Origin of the sequence: Demetria terragena DSM 11295, from assembly GCF_000376825.1 — a bacterium.
Taxonomy (GTDB): Bacteria; Actinomycetota; Actinomycetes; order Actinomycetales; family Dermatophilaceae; genus Demetria; species Demetria terragena.
In genome coordinates, this window is record NZ_AQXW01000004.1 from 1,836,184 (window position 1) to 1,852,287 (window position 16,104).

Sequence of the window (16,104 nt, forward strand, 5' to 3'; positions counted from 1 at the left end):
GTTAGCCCTTCTTCGGCTCGACGTGAGCGATGACGGCGGTGGGACGGCCGGGATGGGTGGTGGTGAATGCGTCGAGCAGCGCGGAGTGGTCACGCCCGTTCACGTCGTGGGTCAGCCAGCCTTCGGTGTCGAAGCGAGCACCTATCCCACCCCGCCAGCCGTGCGACGCGGACTGGTTATCGATGACCACAGCGGTGAGGTTGTCCAAGCCGACAGCACCGGCATAGGCAACGGCTTCGCTGTTGGAGCCCTCGTCGTATTCGGCGTCCCCGAGGAGGACAACGACCCGGGCAGGCGACTCCTGGATTTGTAAACCGTGCGCTAGCCCGACGGCCGCGCCCAGGCCATGGCCAAGTGATCCGCTGGAGAACTCGACGCCCGGCACCAGCAACCGATCGGGGTGGTGGCCCAGGGGCGAATCGCGCGTCCCGAAGGGCGCAAGCCACTCTTGAGGGATGAAGCCGTTGGCGGCCAGGACGGCGTAGAACGCCATCGGCCCATGCCCCTTGGACAGCACGAAACGGTCTCGGTCGGGGTGGTCGATCGTCTCCGGCGTGACATTCAGGACCTGGTCATAGAGGACCCACAACACATCAAGGGTGGACGTGGCGCTGGGCTCGTGCTTCTCAGCGCCAGTCATCAGCGCCATCAGGCGCGGGACATCATCGAGGGCGCTCGCAGTATCAACAGTCATGGCATGAGCATCCGACTTCATGTGGACTTGAAGTCAAGCCCCGGCACGGTGGAATGCCAAAAGGGGGCGAGCGTGACCGCTCGCCCCCTCATCGTGCATGGGGAATCTTGCTACCCGGACGGACCAGGACTCCCCGTTCTGAAGTCAGCTAGTCAAGCCGTCCTTCAGGTTCTTAGCGGAGTCCTTGACGTTCTCCCCGGCCTTCTTGGCCGATGCTTCGGTCTGGTCGGCCTTGCCCTCGGCCTCCAGGCCCGGGTCGTTCTTGGCGTCGCCCACGGCTTCCTTGGCCTTGCCGACCAGGTCTTCCGCAGCGTTGCTGATCTTGTCGCCGATACCCATGGTTGAACTCCCTTTGTTCGATTCACTGCACCCGAGCGGGTGCAGCAGCGCGACCGCGGCGCGGCCGTGGCTTGTCCATCAGCAGTCGAGCGCCCAACTGGCCGTCGAAGCCTTCGCGGACGCTGTGCTGGTAGGCGCGGGCACTCTCGAGGAGCCGTGCACCGTCGGTGCGCGCATCGATGGTCGCCCGAGCCAACACCATCTGTCCTCGTGAACGTCCATCAACGACGCTGGCCCGGCAGGACTCGATGCCTTCGGAATCCTCCAGTCCGCTCGCGACCATCGTGCCCAGTGACCGAGCGTCGACCGCCAGCCTTCCGTGGGCATCGCTGTTGCTCAGTCGAATCCGGCTGAGGGTCGCGCGGCGCAAGTGCGCGAGCAGGAGCCAGAGCCCCAGGACCACCAAGATCAGACCGACAAGGCCCACCACCCAGGGCATCCAGGATTCTTTGAGGGTGTCGCGCACGGCGGTGAGGTCGGCGCGCTGACTCCAGTTGCGCACCCAGTTCAGTTGGTGGTCGGCTAAGACCAGCCCACCGGCGAGGAGACCTAGGCCGACAATCAGGGACAGGGCACGGTCGGCCACTGCGGGGATTCGATTCATCGGCTCGCCTTCGTCGGTCGTACGTCCACGGTCCGCGTCGTCAATTCCGCCACTCGAGAGGAAACCTCCGCGCGCACCTGTTCGATCACGGACTCCGGTTGCACATCAGGCTCGGTCGCCACACGGACGGTCAGGGCGGTCTTGCGCCGCAGCGAGCCAGTGGCCTGCAGGACTCCGGGAACATCTTCGGCCGCGGTCTCGGCGAGCGCACACAGAGCACCCGGGGTCAGCCAGGCATCCAGGTCGTCGCTGATGCGCTCATGGGTACGTCGCCGCGGCTTCAGCGCAACGAACAGCAACCACAGACCGATCAGCGCCATCGGGATTCCAGCCAGCAGACCCCAATCGGCCACTCGGCTTCCATCGATCGCGTCGACCAGGCGATCGAGCACCGCTGGTCCGGATGCCCAGTCCTGCCGCACCACCATCCACTGAATGGCTGCGGCACCCAGGGCCAACAACATCAACCCGACCAACACTGCGCCGAACACCGCAGCGGGTGCCGCTTGAGGGTGCTTCGGTGCTTTGCCGTGCGCTGGTGCTTTGCCGTTCACTCGACCCTCCTCACGTTGCTGACGCCCGTCGCGTCGACGAGGTGGACAGTCACATCGACGCTGTTGACGCGCGTACCCGACAGCCGAGACGTCTCGGACCGCACGCGATCACGCACCGTGCGCGACAGCGCGTTGACATTGCACGGCCAGACCGCAGCGATGTCGAGTTCGATTCGGCTGGTCTGTCCTGCCACGGTCGCGGTCGCCGACGGATAACCGCGGCCGGCCAGCCGACCCAGACCAGATGAATGCTGCACGGCACCGGGAACGAGCGTCGCGGTGTGCTCGGCAATCCTGGTCAACACTCGCTGGCGTACTTCGAGGCCGCCGCGTGCGCCCGGCTCGTCGTGGGCCGCATCCGGGCCAGATTCGCCCGGTGAGTCGGCCCCGACCTGCTGGTCATCAACCACGGTTGCCACGCCGCAACTGGTCCAGGTCCACGTCACCGTCGAGATACATCCCGGCGGCCAATCCGGCGCCGCCCAGGACCAGGGCGAGCAAGAAGCCCAAGAATCCACCGGTGGTGATGGCGATCGTCAACAGCAAGCCGACGATCAGTCCGGCCAATGCCTTGCTCATGGTGCTCTCCTCGTCTGCGGCAACCGGCCGCCGTGCATCGGTCTTGGTCACAACTGTCCGTACTTTCGTGCTCCTGGCCATCCGGATGGGACGGCGGCGCGCGCGCCTCGTGCCGTACGCCGCGCGGCGCGGCGAATCCGGGCCACGTGACGTGACCGCACGAAACCCTCAGCCGTCACTACGGGCTCGCCGCCTGCCGAGTCGCCGAACTGCTGCGCGATGCGCTTCATCTCCGCGACGTACTGGTCGGCGTCGCCACCCACATCGGGGTGTAGGCGACGGGCCGCGGCGCGTTCGGCGGCGCGGCGCTGAGCGGCCAGGTCACTCTCGGTCGTCATCGCTTCCCAGGTCCTCGATGACCACATCGATCGGCACTCCGGGAACGTGCGCCGACGCTGCGTCTCGCACCTGTCGGCTCACCTCGGCCAGCGGGTAGCCCAAGCGCGCGGTGACGTGAATCTCCCAGCGGTCGTCGTACTCCCGAATCCCGCTGATCCGCCGACCGGGCAGATAGGTGCCGACCTCGCCCATGACCCCGCCGTGCAGGTCAAGGACCGACGGGACGTCGCGGACCGACTCAGCGAGCCGATCTGCGAGCGTCACGTCGGGGTCGAAAGACTCATTCGACACGCGAGGGGCCCTCGTCCTCCGAGCCGTCGTCCAGGAAAACGTCGTGCACGGTGATGTTGACCTCGGTGACCTCAAGCCCGGTCATCCGCTCCACGGAAGAAATCACGTTGCGGCGCACGCCGGTCGCCAAGTCCGCGATGGCCACGCCGTAGTCAGCCACCAGGTCAATGTCGACCGCGGCCTGGCGCTCGCCAACCTCGACGGCGACACCCTGGCTGTGGTTGGTGCGTGAGCCCGGGATGCGCTCACGGATGGCGCCGACCGCACGCGCCGCTCCGCCACCGAGACTGTGCACACCCTGGACCTCGCCCGCCGCGATACCGGCGATCTTCGACACCACCGTGTCGGCGATGGAGGTACGCCCCTGGGAGGTCACCAGCGCACCGTCGTTGCGGGCAGCCACAGACTTCTCGCCCTGCTTGTCCTGCGAGTTGCTTTCCTGCTGGCTGGCGGTTTTGGAATCAGTCATGTGTACCTCCGGTGGCTCATGGCCGCTGAATGCGTGCCGTCACTAGTGAGTCGCGACGTAGTGCCAGATCGTCACGCAAAAATTGTGTGACCTGCATCACGTTCAGGCGCCCGCGCCCGGCCTGGCTTCGACCGTGGGTGAGGATGGGGCGGTGACCCGACGTCCCGACTCAGGCGTGGCTCCTGAGTCTGCGGCGGTTCGCGCTGCCCGCCTCGGAGACCCGGCCGCCTTCGCCCAACTCGTCCAGGAACACGGTCCCGCCATGCACCGCTTCGCGGTGCGCTTGCTCGGAAACCACACCGATGCCTCCGATGCCGTGCAGGAAGCATTCATCTCAGCCTGGAAATCGCTGCCGGAACTGCGCGAAGACACCTCCGTGCGTACCTGGTTGTTCACCATCACCGCACGGCGTGCGGCCGACATCGCACGGCGCAACCGGGACCAGCCGATCGACACCGAGACCATGACCGAGCACCCCCTTGATCCGGCACCACCACCAGACGCACAGGGCCAGAACACGGTCCTGGTCAACGACCTGCGACGAGCACTGGCCACGTTGCCATGGCAGCAACGGGCAGCCTGGCTACTCCGAGAGGTCGACGGGTTGTCCTATGCCGAGATCGCGGGAATCCTCGCGGTCACTCAATCCACCGCGCGCGGGTTACTCGCGCGAAGCCGACGTACCGTGGCAGATGCAATGGAGTCTTGGCGATGAATGAGCCCACCCGCGCCGAACAGGCGACGGCGGCTCTGCGCCGCACCGATGAGCCCGGCTGGGACCAGTTATCCGAGCGCCTGAGCGACACCCTGCGCTCGACGGTGCTGCCCGCCGCCACCGTGCGCGCCGATCACGGGCACCACAGCGAGCACGCCGAGCGACCTGCTCAAGACCTGGTCTCGACGCGGGTGCTGAAAGCTCTTCTGCGAACGGGGCTGGTCACCGATTTCTACTGTCCGCAAGCGATTTCGCTGGAAAACGACGGTGACCAACTCACCGCAGTCGATATCGAGCTCGCCGTGGTTTACGGCGTGATCCTTCCCGAGGTTCTCAGTGCGGCACTGACCAGGACAACCGAGATCCTGGTCGACGCCGTCGGCGCCGCGAGCGCGGCAGTTGAGGTGCACGTTCGCGGTGTCGAAGTGCTCCGGGAGCCGGACTGGCTTTCATGAAATCCACCGCGGCACCCCCGGTATCCCTGCCATCTCAGGCGAATCGGCATTGGGTCATCACCGGAGGCACCAACGGGATCGGCCTCGAAGCCGCCCGCGCTGCGGCTGATGCTGGCGCTGACATCACGCTGACCGCGCGCACCATGGCACGCGGTGCGCAGGTGGCAACGGAGTTGGGTGAACGGGGCGCGACGGTGTCAGTCATCCAACTCGACCTGACCGATCTGGACGCGGTCCGCCGGGGCGCCGAACAGATCGTGGCGGCAGACCGCCCGGTCGACGTGCTAGTCAACAACGCGGGCGCGGTGTCTGCGCGACGCACCGAAACTCCCTCAGGCGCTGAACTGATCCTGGCCACGAACGTCCTCGGTCCCTTCGCCTTCACCAACCACATCGCCCCGTTGCTGACAGGGCGGATCGTCATCACGGGCTAACGCAGGCTCCGCGACACCGGCGCAGCACGTCAGGTGTACCTCGCCCATCCTGGCTGGGCGATGACAAACATTCAGAACGTCACCGGCAATACGGTGCTGGATCGCCTGATCACCACCACAACTTCTCCCTTTGCGCAGTCCGCCGCCGACGGCGCCCAGCCGCTCCTTGCCGCGGCCATCTGGGAAATGCCCCCGCTGTCGTTCCTTGGACCGGACGGCTTCCGCGCCTGGCGCGGAGCACCGGTACTGGAGCAACCCGGTGTCCGCGCTCTCGACGATCACAGCGCCGAACTCGTCTGGGACATGTGCGTCCGAGAAACCGGCACCGATCTTCTGGTCTGACCCACCTGCTTGACCCGCGCCATACCGCCAGGTCTTCAGGTCTTCAATCGACGGAATGCCGACCTTAGGCCAATGGTCGAGACGCGTTCATCGGCTGCCACTGCGATGGGGTCGTTGGCGTGGTGCCAACGTCCCGTACTCACGAAGGAACACCCATGTCTTGGCATTCCTTATCCCGGCCGGCTGCGCGTATGAGCGTGGCAACCGTGGCGCTCGCTCTCACCGCTGGCGGGCTCACCGTCCCGGCGTACTCGTCCTCACTCCCCTCCTCACCCGCGCAGAACGGAGATTCCTCGTGGGCGGACACCGCCTATCGCGGCGCCCCCGAAGTCGTCGGATCAGCCGCTGGCGCGAAGACCATCGACGGCCGGGTCTTTATTGACCGCGACCGCGATTCCCAGGCCGACTCGGATGAGCTCGGTCGACCCGGCGTCGTGGTTTCTAACGGCCGCGACACCACGCGTACGGACGCCGACGGCCGCTATGAGCTGCCGGTCTATAAGAACATGACTGTGACCGTCACTCAGCCGAGCGGATACACCGTTCCGGTGGATGCGGACAACATCCCCCAGTTCCACTACCACCACCTTCCTCAGGGTTCACCGACGTTGAAGTACGGCGGCATCGAACCGACCGGCCCGCTGCCCGACCAGATCAACTTCGGCTTGGTCAAAGCTCCGGCCCAGGGCAAAAACAAGCAGTCCTGTGTCATCGGTGGAGACATTCAGCCCTACGACAAGCAGGAGATGGAGTACGCCCTGAAGGGCGCCTTCGCCGACCTCGCGAAGCGCACGGACTACTCCAGCTGCGGCTCGCTGTTCATTGGCGACATCGTGGGTGACGACCTGTCGCTGTATCCCGACGTACGCAAGGCGGCTCGTACGCTCAACGGCCCCGCGCGCTTCCTCCCGGGCAACCACGACATGGACCTGGATGCGAAGGACAGCGCCCACTCCATGGACACCTTCCGGGCCAGCCTCAGCCCGGAGTACTACTCCTACGACGTGGGCAAGGCGCACGTCGTAGCGCTCAACTCTGTGGAATACCCGGCCGGCAAGTCGTACACCGGATCGATCGACGAGCGGCAAATGCAATGGCTGCGCAACGACCTCGCCACCGTGCCGAAGAACAAGGTGGTCGTGCTCGCCATGCACATTCCGCTGCTTGACTTCGCCGACCACGACCTCCCCCAGCACCAGGTAGCGCAGGTCAAGGAGATCTACCGCTTGATCGGCAACCGAGAGGCGATCGCTCTCGGCGGGCACACGCACTCACTGGAAAACCTGCGCAAGGGCGACTCGGTCGCGGGTTGGAAGTCGGTGATGGGCGTGGACAAGCTCCCGTTCAACCACATCACCGCTGGCGCGATCTCCGGCGACTGGTTCTCCGGACAGATGGACCCCAAGGGCTATCCCAAGGCCGTCCAGCGCGATGGCGCCCGTCCCGGCGTACTCACGCTCGACCTCCAGGGCACCAAAGTCAAAGAACGATTCACGATCCGCGGTGAGAAAGACTCCGAGCAGATGAGCCTCGGGATGAACTCTCCGCGCTACCGAGAGTGGTTCGCCAAGCACTACACGGGAACCAAGTCCAAGGGCGGCGCGGAGCCGTTTGCTGACTCCACCACGGTGAGCAAGGCAGATCTGGATGCGGGCACCTGGCTGACCACCAACTTCCACCTCGGATCGACCGGCTCAACGGTCAAGGTATCGATCGACGGCGGGAAGCCGGTCACCGCGAAACGCACGCAGAGCATGACCGGAGAAGCGTCTCGTGTGGGCGCCAAGTGGTCAGACCCGGCCGCCACTCAGGAGCAACTGGTCCACGGCGGCAGTGTCGCCGACCGATCGATGCACTTGTGGCGGACGAACCTCCCCAAGGGCCTCAAGGCTGGCAAGCACACAGCCGAGGTGGAGGCCACTGACGTCCATGGCCGGACGTTTAACAAGACGATTGACTTCACCATTGGCAAGGCGAAAGCCGTTCAGTAACAACTGAATTCAGGAAGCGGGCGCCACGCCGTGGCGCCCGCTTTCCGGTCGTCTGCTCGATGCAGCAGACGTCAGGATGTATGTGCCGTAGGTTGAGAGACCTGCACAACCCGAGTCCGCCTGACCTCGTCGAAGGGACCCCAACCGTGTCTACTCCCCGTGAAGCAAGCCCCACAATCCGCGCCCACCAGCAGCGCATGCGCGAGGCGCTTCCCTTTTCAGACGAACAGGATTTCGAGGACGCCAACCGCGGCTTCATTGCCAAGCGGTCCCCAAACGCGATCACCGACGATGCGGGCAAGGTCGTGTGGGACAACGACACTTACGACTTTCTGCAGGGTGAAGCACCCGACACGGTTAACCCGAGCCTGTGGCGCCAGTCGCGCCTCAACGCGATTCAGGGGCTGTTCGAGGTCGTACCCGGCATCTATCAGGTACGCGGCTTCGACCTGGCAAACGTGACCTTCATCGAGGGCGACGAAGGCGTCCTCGTTCTCGACCCCTTGGTCACCGAGGAGACGGCCGCCGCAGCCTTGGCGCTGTATCGCGAGAACCGTGGCGATAAGGCGGTCACGGGCGTGCTCTTTACGCACCCGCACGTCGACCACTTCGGTGGTGTGCGCGGGGTTGTGTCTCAAGAGGACGTCGACTCAGGCAAGGTGCCGGTCATCGCGCCCGCAGAGTTCAGCGAGCACGCCGCCTCGGAGAATGTCTACGCCGGGACCGCCATGGCCCGCAGGTCGGCCTACCAGTTCGGTGCCGCGCTCGCCCGTGGACCGCAGGGAGCCGTCGGCGCCGGTCTCGCACAGACCGTCTCGACGGGCAACATCACCTTGATCTCCCCCACGCTCGACATCACCAAGACCGGGCAAGAGGAAACGGTCGATGGGGTGCATATGGTCTTCCAGATGGCGCCAGGTTCGGAGGCGCCAGCCGAGTTCCTCGTCTACTTCCCCGACCACAAAGCGCTGTGCACCGCGGAGGATGCGACGCATACGTTGCACAACATCCTGACCTTGCGCGGGGCATTGGTACGCGACCCACACGCCTGGGCTGGCTATCTCACCGAGACGATCGACCTGTGGGGCGGCGAAGCAGAGATTGTCTTTGCCTCGCACCACTGGCCGATGTGGGGCAAGGACCGGGTCGTGACGTTCTTGACCGAGCAGCGCGACCTCTACGCCTACCTCCACGATCAGACCCTGCGGTTGATCAACAAGGGATGGACCGGCTCAGAGATCGCCGAACACCTCCCGCTGCCACCGGCGCTGGACCAGGCCTGGCACGCGCGCGGCTACTACGGTTCAGTCAGTCACAACCTCAAAGCGATCTATCAGCGCTACATGGGGTGGTACGACGGAAACCCGGCCCACCTGTGGCTGCACCCGCCGGTCGAGCAGGGCAAGCGCTACATCATGCTCGCCGGGGGCGCTGACGCGATCGTCACCAATGCCCAGGAAGCCTTCGATGCGGGCGACTACCGTTGGGCCGCAGAGATTCTCAGCCATGTCGTCTTCGCCGAGCCCAAGTACCAAGCGGCGCGCGACCTGCTCGCGGACACCTTCGAGCAACTCGGATACGGCGCCGAGAACGGCATCTGGCGCAACGCGTATCTCTCCGGCGCGACCGAGTTGCGGGACGGCGGCTTCGGCACCCCGACCGTGGCGGCGTCAGCCGATGTCATCTCAGCGCTCACGCCGGAGATGCTCTTCGACGCGATCGCAATTCAGGTCGATGGCCCGAAGGCGTGGGACCTCGTACTCACGATCGGAGTCGTGCTCACTGACACGGACACCCGCTATCGGCTCACGCTACGCAATGGGGTTCTCACCTATACCTCAGCGGCGCAGCCGGACGAGGCGGACGTGACGTTGACGACGACCGCGCGGGCGTTGCCTGCCATCGCCATGGGCGGGCTATCGGCCGAGGGTATGAAGCAGGCCGGGATCGAGGTCACCGGCGATGCCTCGGTACTGGCCCAGCTCGCTGGCGTACTCGACCCCGGCGACCCAGACTTCGCGATCGTGACGCCCTAAACCGGTCTTTCGGGGCGCTCAGCGGCGTCGCGGTGGCCACCGACTAGCGGCAGATGCTGGGTTCGTGCGAGCGAACACCCATCATTTGCCGCTAGTCGATGGGTATTTCTGCTTCTACCGTCGAAGCGTCGCTAGCGTGTTCCGTATGCCATGCGAGAGCCACACTCCTCGCGTCACCCTGACTCTGGATGAACTCCGGGCTGTGAGCGCGTTCAATCTTGCGTGCGCACTTCAGGTCATCGATCTCTTCGAGACTGCCGTGCCGCTCGACACTCGTCCGCGTGAGGCGCTGGCCGCAGCCGAGGCATTCGTACGCGGCGGGCAACGATCACAAGCACAACGAACCTGCGCGACGGCGGCTCATCGTGCGGCCAAGGAGGCGTCTTCGCCGGCTGCCCGGCACGCGGCCATGGCGGCCGGGGATGCTGCCGCGTCGGCGTACCTTCATCCGCTGGCCGACGCCGCTCAGGTCGGCCACATTCTGCGTGGACCTGCCCACACCGTGCTCGCTTTGCAGTGCCGACCTCACGATCCGTTGGCGCGCGCGGACGCTGAGAGTGCCGCGCTGCTGGGCGTGCCCACGACCGTCGCGGACGTTCTCGGCCGTTATCCGCGGGTCGATGCGGCGAAGGGAGAGGTCACGGAGGTCATGCGAAGTTTGGACGAGCGCCTCCGTGAGCCTGCGCGACAAGCGCCTCTTTCACCCGAGTCTGACATAGCAAACCAACGGTGAAAACCTCTCAGATGCAACGGCATTCGACCCTCAGGAACGCATTCGCGGGGACACTCGCGTTGCCTGCTATTTCGTGCCAGGATCCGGCCATGAGACTCAGCGCACGCAACCAAATTCAGGGCACCGTCACCGAGGTCAACACCGGCGCCGTGACCACCACCGTCAAGGTCGAACTTGCCGGCGGAGATGTCGTGACCTCCTCCATCACCAAGGAAGCAGCCGACGAACTCGGTGTCGCCCTTGGCGGCAAGGTCACCATCGTGGTGAAGGCGAGCGACGTACTGCTCGCGACCGACTGACCGACCGCCTGCACCTCAGACCGCTCCGCGACCATCGCGGAGCGGTCTTTTGCTAGCCCGCAACCTGCAACTCGCCGATGCCCTGGCTAGCCTGACGGCCATGGCAGAGCCTCAGCATCTTGTCGTGATTCGAGGGAACTCAGCGTCGGGGAAGTCCAGCCTGGCGCGAGAGTTGCAGTTGGCGATGGGCCGAGGTACGGCGAACGTCGGTCAGGACCACCTCCGCCGGATCGTGCTGCGGGAACACGACGTACCCAATGGGGACAACATCACGCTGATTTCAGAGACGGTTCGCTTCTGTCTGCGGATCGGCTACCACGTCATCGTGGAAGGGATTCTGTTCTCCGAGCACTACGGCGACATGCTTCGAAACCTGATCGCCGAGCACGACGGCCAGCGCCACGTTTTCTATCTGGATGTCTCCCTGAGCGAAACGTTGCGTCGGCACGCCAGTCGACCGCTCGCGTCCGAGGTCACGGCGGACACGCTTTGCCAGTGGTATGTCCCGGACGACGTTCTCGGTATTCCTGGCGAGGTCGTGCTGGACGGCGACCAGACCCCTCATCTGCAGGGACTGGTGGACATGGTCTCCGAACACATCGGTCCAGTCCTGCCTCGCGACCCTGGGATGGGCGCACGATTCGGTTAACCGATCAGCTGACAGTCGAGCACTACGAGCGAGCGTTCTGCAGGTGACAGGGGGTCGAGGGTAACCGTGCGTTATGTCTTCAAAGACTCGGTCAAGTTCGCTGTGCGGGGGCCAAAGCGACATTACATTCGAAGGACGAGCGTCAGACCGACCTCGGACGGGCACATCAGCCCGGGGAGATGAGGAGATTTCATGGATAACACCACCGAAGAACTCGACCTAGTCATCGGCGACCTGGAGGTCGAGGCCTCCACCAGCGTCAACGGCCCCTGGCCGACCTGCAGCGGCGTGTATTGCGTACTCGCACCCTGACCTGTCCGCTTCGAACTGAACCATCACCTCGAAAGGAGCCACGATGGACAACACCACCGAAGAGCTCGACCTGATCATCGGCGAGTTGGAGATCGACACCCAGAGCGACCCAGGCGGCGGGCCCTGGAAGACCTGCGTCAACATCTACTGTTCGCCTTACTGAGTAGCCTCGAGATGGGCGGACCAAGTGGTCCGCCCATCTCGTTGCGTGATGACGCGATGCAGCGAATTCCATTGCCGTTCCTCAGAGTCGGAGATGACAGTCTTGCCACCGAGGCGGTGGTGAGTGGCCCTTCCGATTCGATCTGGGCTACATACGAGCAGGCCTTCGGCGCCGACCTGAACCTCCTCGCGCACGACCTCGGCGAAACGTTGTGCCCCGGTGCGCTGCGGCTTGCCGACGTCGCATACGCCGAGAGCGCGATGGCGCTGGGGCTCATCCAGCGCGGCAGGCACGATCTCGCGGACTGGCGCCGGACGCAGGTTCTGCGCTCGGTGCGCGCCGCCCTGGAGTGCTACGCCCGCGATCGAATGACCGCTGGTGGACGCGTCACCGGGCTGACGGTGCTCCCGACCGAGTCCCACCACGGCGCTCGTCGACCGATCCTGATCCGAACTGAGCGAGACGGCGCGTGGATGCTCAAAGAGCGACCCGCCGCGGGTGAGCAGGAAATTCTTGGGCCAGACGGCGCATTCGCCCTTCTGAATGTGCTCAGCCAGGGCACGATTCGCTTGCCCTTACTGGAAATCGAACGCTCCAGCGAACTGCCTGACCTGAGTTGGCAGCGCTATGTCGCTGCCCCCGAGTCGACGACCACGATCGACGGCGTCGTGGCAGCACAGATAGGGCCGGACGCCGCCCGCGCGACGTGGCTGGCGGCTGGGTGGCTGGCCGGGGCGTGCGCGGCGCTCGGTGTCACTGACCTCGGCGAAGACAATGTGCTCACCCGTGAGCATGCCGGCATGCTCGAACTCCTCCCCATCGACACAGAATTGCTCTTGCACCCTGGCATGGGGCTGCACCGCACGATGTTGACCCGCGACGGCCGCGCCTCCTCAAACCATCACACCGGTATCGAGACCTCGCCCCGGGCGTGCACCGGCGGTGGGCCCATCGTGCACGTCAACCAATCCGGAGCCGTGGTGCGCAGAGACCGGTCGTGCCGGCGCACCTCCAGTCGGTCGCTCATCGCGAACTCCGACGGCAGTGTCGGATATGCACGCTCGCTGACGGACTTCGTGCGCGGCATCGTCGATGCGTGGGTAGTGACCGCTCAGCATCGCGACGCAGTCGCATCGACCCTGCACGAAAAATTGCCTCGAACCCGCTACCTCACACGGCCGACAGCGATCTACACCGACGCCCTCGCCGCCTGGCTCGCGGGCGAAGTCGAGGACCCCTGCCATGCCCTGATGGGTGACCCTCCCAACCCGCAGGAGGCCGCGCAGCTGCGCGACGGTGACGTGCCGTACCTGGTGCGGGATGTCGACTCGGCTGAGATCGACCGCTGGCGCGATGGCCTGACCCTCAGTTCTCTCGGGCCGGTGGTGCGGGACGCCGTGGAGTACGTCCGCGATGCTCTCCCAGCGCTGAGCGTCGACGTCGGCACCGGTGTGCACATACTGCTGACGCCGCACTCGCGACAGGGCCGGGCGAGCGTGACCCTCCCCGGCAGCGATCGCATCATCGTCTTCACGTGGGACGACAGCCGTGTCCGCCTCGAGCTGCCCGAGCCCAGGGCCGCGTTGCCAGATGAGTTCACGGACCGACTGCTGCGCATACAACGCACCGACGGTCATCTTCGAAACCTCTGGACCGCAACAGAATTCACTGACGACGACCTGCGAGTAAAGCTCGACCGACTCACCGCGTCAGCTCTTACCTGGCTGGAAGACGTGATCCGCCACTACGGTTGGCCCGGGGCCGATCTGGTCGGTGAAGACGCCGCGCGCGCCGCCGCCCAGCTCGTGCAGCACGCCACCGACGCCGACCGCCAAGGCCATCTCGTCGACTCGATGCTCGATGCCGCATTGCTGGGCCGAGTCGCATGGGCAGATATGGCGGGCGCGCTGGACAGCCTGGCCGTCCTACGCAAGCAACCCCAGTTCTTCGGGACCAAGTTCGAGAAGGGACCGGACGGGTCGTTGCGGCCGTACCAGTTGGCCGATCCCGCCCGGATCGAGGACATCCGCTCCGCGGCCGGACTCGAACCGCTCGATGACTACCGCGCACGCCTCAATCACTATCTGACGCAGCAATCGACAGAAGGGGTAAACAGATGATCGCGTTGCCCGGAGACCTTTTCGCACGGATCGCTGACATCTGCCAGCCGTTCAAGGCTGGCGACAGGTTCCGAGCGCTGCCCGGCATGCAGTTGTGGGTGCCCGGCGGAAAGGTCAACGCGCCCGCTCAACTCCTGCCCGATGTCGGCGAGCCAGAAACTGACCATGCCGCGCGTCTGGCTGCAAGCGGCGTCGAATCCTTCGCCCTGCGCATCGTCGAGCCTTGGGCCGATGATCCGATGTGGTGGCAGTGGATGCGCGACCTGGTCCAGCCGATCTGGCATGAGCGTGGAACTCCCGTCTTGCCCGTCGATGTCGAACTGGTCTACTCCCACGGATTGGCCCCCCAAGTCATCCACGCGCCTGACCAAGAGTCCTACGTGTGGCTCCTGTCCGGCACGACCACGCCGCCGTCGGCCACAGAGACCACTCATCTGGCCCCCGGTGAGGACCCGATGTGGACCGGGACGCCCTCGGCCACCTGGCTGCGGATGCTCGTCGGAACCGACAGCCGACGCGTCGTCGCCGAAGCAGCCGAGACGGTGGCCGCCGAGTTGGACGGCGTCTTCGGGACGTCGGCGACGCCGTACGTGCCGTGGAGCGAAAACGGTCGGGAGGTCGCGGCATATCGGGAGGTCGCCACTCACGTCGCGGAGTCGGTCGGCGACCCCGATCACCCACGACGTCTTATGGCGCACTGGCTCAAACGATGCAGCGCCAGCGGTCTGGAACCCGTGCCCGCTCCCCGCCGCAGCCGCGCCTCGTGGGGTGCAGATGATCGCCTGCACCGCACGACCACGATCCTGCACGCCACCGTCGGGGCCGAGTTGCTGTGCGCCGCCAACGGACACCTCTTCGCGGTGAAAGATCCATCACTGAGCGAGCTCATCCGGCGCATCAATGACGCCCCGGACATCACCGTCGCTGCGCTCGCGCAGCACACACCCGAGCGGGTCGTGCACGCCATACTCGACCGGCTCTACCGCATTCACGCCATGGAGGTTAAGTCATGACCGTGCCCATCGCTGTGGAGAACGGCTTGGACTGGGACCTCTTCGTCGAGCGCTACTGGGACCGTGAGCCCGTGCTGATCAAGCAGCCACACCCCGCGCCGTTTGATCTCGACACCGCCTTTGCCGCGGCTCAGGCCGCCAGTGCCACCCTCAACTCCAGCATCTTGCTTACGGTCGACGGCGTCAGTCGCACCTTGACCAAAGATCTCCTGCCCCGCGCTGACGACGCAGGCTTCGCCGAGTACGCGGCTCGCATGCGTCGCGAGCGTCCCGAGTTGACCTACTCGCTGCTCGTGGCTGCGTTCCATTCCTACAGTTCAGCCTTGTGGTCGCAGGAGAGAGATTTTCTGATGCCGTTGTGGGATCGCGTCGGGCTACCACTCACCGGCGCGATCACCACCCTCTTCCACGGGCCGTATGCCGCGACACCCGTCGGCGTCCACCTAGACCGCTTCGCGACCTTCATGTTCCTGGTCCAGGGCCGCAAACGGATGCGCTTCTGGCGGGAGCAACCGTGGACCGAGCAGGTGAGTTCGATGCAGGACTATGCCCACCTGCTCGAGAGTTCTTTCGTCGTGGAGCCTGACATCGGAGACTTGCTCTATTGGCCTGCAAACTTTTATCACGTCGGCGAGGGCGCGGACGCTGACGCAGCCACGAGCGTCAATATCGGGCTGCCCCGGACCGAGCACCGGTTGCGCTATGACATCGAGCGTCTCGTCGCGGACCTGACGACTGACTCACTGATGAATCGCGGTCCCACGTCCCAAGTCGGCATGCCGGCGGTGGCGGAGCCTTTACACGTTGCGCTCCCCCAGGCCGATGGAGCAATCTCCGGGGTGCCGACGGCGATCACCGCTGCGTACGAGCAATTCGCCGAGAGCCTGCGGGAGAGCCGCGTCCGGGAAGCCTCCGACCTGTACTGGACGTCCGCCGGACTTCAGCCCATGCCCGACGCCGACTAACGCTGATC

At 65.3% G+C, this 16,104-nt stretch carries 21 protein-coding genes; 12 read left to right on the forward strand and 9 right to left on the reverse strand.

Annotation, left to right across the window (positions count from 1 at the left end; translation table 11 throughout):
- Position 1: 1 nt before the first annotated feature.
- The 9 genes from F562_RS0113150 to F562_RS0113190 all read right to left on the reverse strand — a co-directional run bounded on the left by F562_RS0113150 (position 2) and on the right by F562_RS0113190 (position 3,869).
- On the reverse strand, positions 2–694 hold the full coding sequence (locus F562_RS0113150; RefSeq protein ID WP_026181264.1) for a thiamine pyrophosphate-dependent enzyme: 693 nt from the start codon (positions 692–694) through the stop codon (positions 2–4).
- A 144-nt stretch (positions 695–838) separates the two neighbouring features.
- Positions 839–1,033, reverse strand: a complete 195-nt coding sequence (locus F562_RS0113155; RefSeq protein ID WP_018157434.1) for a CsbD family protein — start codon at positions 1,031–1,033, stop codon at positions 839–841.
- A gap of 22 nt (positions 1,034–1,055) precedes the next feature.
- Positions 1,056–1,637, reverse strand: coding sequence for a hypothetical protein (locus F562_RS20280; RefSeq protein WP_018157435.1), 582 nt, complete (start codon positions 1,635–1,637; stop codon positions 1,056–1,058).
- The gene (locus F562_RS20285) at positions 1,634–2,191 is read right to left on the reverse strand and encodes a DUF6286 domain-containing protein (protein WP_018157436.1); all 558 of its coding nucleotides are present in this window, start codon (positions 2,189–2,191) and stop codon (positions 1,634–1,636) included. Before F562_RS20285 ends, F562_RS20280 begins: the two co-directional genes overlap by 4 nt.
- Complete coding sequence (locus F562_RS19165) at positions 2,188–2,610, reverse strand: Asp23/Gls24 family envelope stress response protein (protein WP_018157437.1); 423 nt, start codon at positions 2,608–2,610, stop codon at positions 2,188–2,190. Before F562_RS19165 ends, F562_RS20285 begins: the two co-directional genes overlap by 4 nt.
- Entirely contained in the window at positions 2,594–2,770 is a 177-nt protein-coding gene (locus F562_RS19170; protein ID WP_083915624.1) for a DUF2273 domain-containing protein, read from the reverse strand. Before F562_RS19170 ends, F562_RS19165 begins: the two co-directional genes overlap by 17 nt.
- Before the next feature lie 47 nt (positions 2,771–2,817).
- Complete coding sequence (locus F562_RS0113180) at positions 2,818–3,108, reverse strand: hypothetical protein (RefSeq protein ID WP_018157439.1); 291 nt, start codon at positions 3,106–3,108, stop codon at positions 2,818–2,820.
- Positions 3,092–3,400: a hypothetical protein gene (locus F562_RS0113185; protein ID WP_018157440.1), complete on the reverse strand. Its 309-nt coding sequence runs from the start codon at positions 3,398–3,400 to the stop codon at positions 3,092–3,094. Before F562_RS0113185 ends, F562_RS0113180 begins: the two co-directional genes overlap by 17 nt.
- Positions 3,390–3,869, reverse strand: a complete 480-nt coding sequence (locus F562_RS0113190; protein WP_018157441.1) for an Asp23/Gls24 family envelope stress response protein — start codon at positions 3,867–3,869, stop codon at positions 3,390–3,392. Before F562_RS0113190 ends, F562_RS0113185 begins: the two co-directional genes overlap by 11 nt.
- A gap of 151 nt (positions 3,870–4,020) precedes the next feature.
- Here F562_RS0113190 and F562_RS0113195 point away from each other — a divergent pair, with 151 nt between their 5' ends.
- The 12 genes from F562_RS0113195 to F562_RS19185 all read left to right on the forward strand — a co-directional run bounded on the left by F562_RS0113195 (position 4,021) and on the right by F562_RS19185 (position 16,096).
- Entirely contained in the window at positions 4,021–4,584 is a 564-nt protein-coding gene (locus F562_RS0113195; protein WP_018157442.1) for an RNA polymerase sigma factor, read from the forward strand.
- The gene (locus tag F562_RS0113200; protein WP_018157443.1) at positions 4,581–5,039 is read left to right on the forward strand and encodes an Asp23/Gls24 family envelope stress response protein; all 459 of its coding nucleotides are present in this window, start codon (positions 4,581–4,583) and stop codon (positions 5,037–5,039) included. Before F562_RS0113195 ends, F562_RS0113200 begins: the two co-directional genes overlap by 4 nt.
- Positions 5,036–5,473 (forward strand): SDR family NAD(P)-dependent oxidoreductase, encoded by a 438-nt coding sequence (locus F562_RS0113205; RefSeq protein ID WP_018157444.1) that lies wholly within the window; start codon positions 5,036–5,038, stop codon positions 5,471–5,473. Before F562_RS0113200 ends, F562_RS0113205 begins: the two co-directional genes overlap by 4 nt.
- Before the next feature lie 60 nt (positions 5,474–5,533).
- Positions 5,534–5,815, forward strand: a complete 282-nt coding sequence (locus F562_RS0113210; RefSeq protein WP_018157445.1) for an SDR family NAD(P)-dependent oxidoreductase — start codon at positions 5,534–5,536, stop codon at positions 5,813–5,815.
- A 155-nt stretch (positions 5,816–5,970) separates the two neighbouring features.
- On the forward strand, positions 5,971–7,806 hold the full coding sequence (locus F562_RS0113215; RefSeq protein ID WP_026181265.1) for a calcineurin-like phosphoesterase C-terminal domain-containing protein: 1,836 nt from the start codon (positions 5,971–5,973) through the stop codon (positions 7,804–7,806).
- A gap of 146 nt (positions 7,807–7,952) precedes the next feature.
- On the forward strand, positions 7,953–9,842 hold the full coding sequence (locus F562_RS0113220; protein ID WP_026181266.1) for an alkyl/aryl-sulfatase: 1,890 nt from the start codon (positions 7,953–7,955) through the stop codon (positions 9,840–9,842).
- Between the two features lie 145 nt (positions 9,843–9,987).
- Positions 9,988–10,575: a putative immunity protein gene (locus F562_RS19175; RefSeq protein WP_156822656.1), complete on the forward strand. Its 588-nt coding sequence runs from the start codon at positions 9,988–9,990 to the stop codon at positions 10,573–10,575.
- 89 nt (positions 10,576–10,664) lie between these two features.
- The gene (locus F562_RS0113230; RefSeq protein ID WP_018157449.1) at positions 10,665–10,874 is read left to right on the forward strand and encodes a TOBE domain-containing protein; all 210 of its coding nucleotides are present in this window, start codon (positions 10,665–10,667) and stop codon (positions 10,872–10,874) included.
- Between the two features lie 100 nt (positions 10,875–10,974).
- Entirely contained in the window at positions 10,975–11,523 is a 549-nt protein-coding gene (locus F562_RS19180) for an AAA family ATPase (RefSeq protein ID WP_051080244.1), read from the forward strand.
- Between the two features lie 486 nt (positions 11,524–12,009).
- Positions 12,010–14,118, forward strand: coding sequence for a DUF6624 domain-containing protein (locus F562_RS0113250; protein WP_018157453.1), 2,109 nt, complete (start codon positions 12,010–12,012; stop codon positions 14,116–14,118).
- Complete coding sequence (locus tag F562_RS0113255; protein ID WP_018157454.1) at positions 14,115–15,131, forward strand: hypothetical protein; 1,017 nt, start codon at positions 14,115–14,117, stop codon at positions 15,129–15,131. The genes F562_RS0113250 and F562_RS0113255 overlap by 4 nt, the downstream gene beginning before the upstream one ends.
- Entirely contained in the window at positions 15,128–16,096 is a 969-nt protein-coding gene (locus F562_RS19185) for a JmjC domain-containing protein (RefSeq protein WP_018157455.1), read from the forward strand. Before F562_RS0113255 ends, F562_RS19185 begins: the two co-directional genes overlap by 4 nt.
- Positions 16,097–16,104 lie beyond the last annotated feature (8 nt).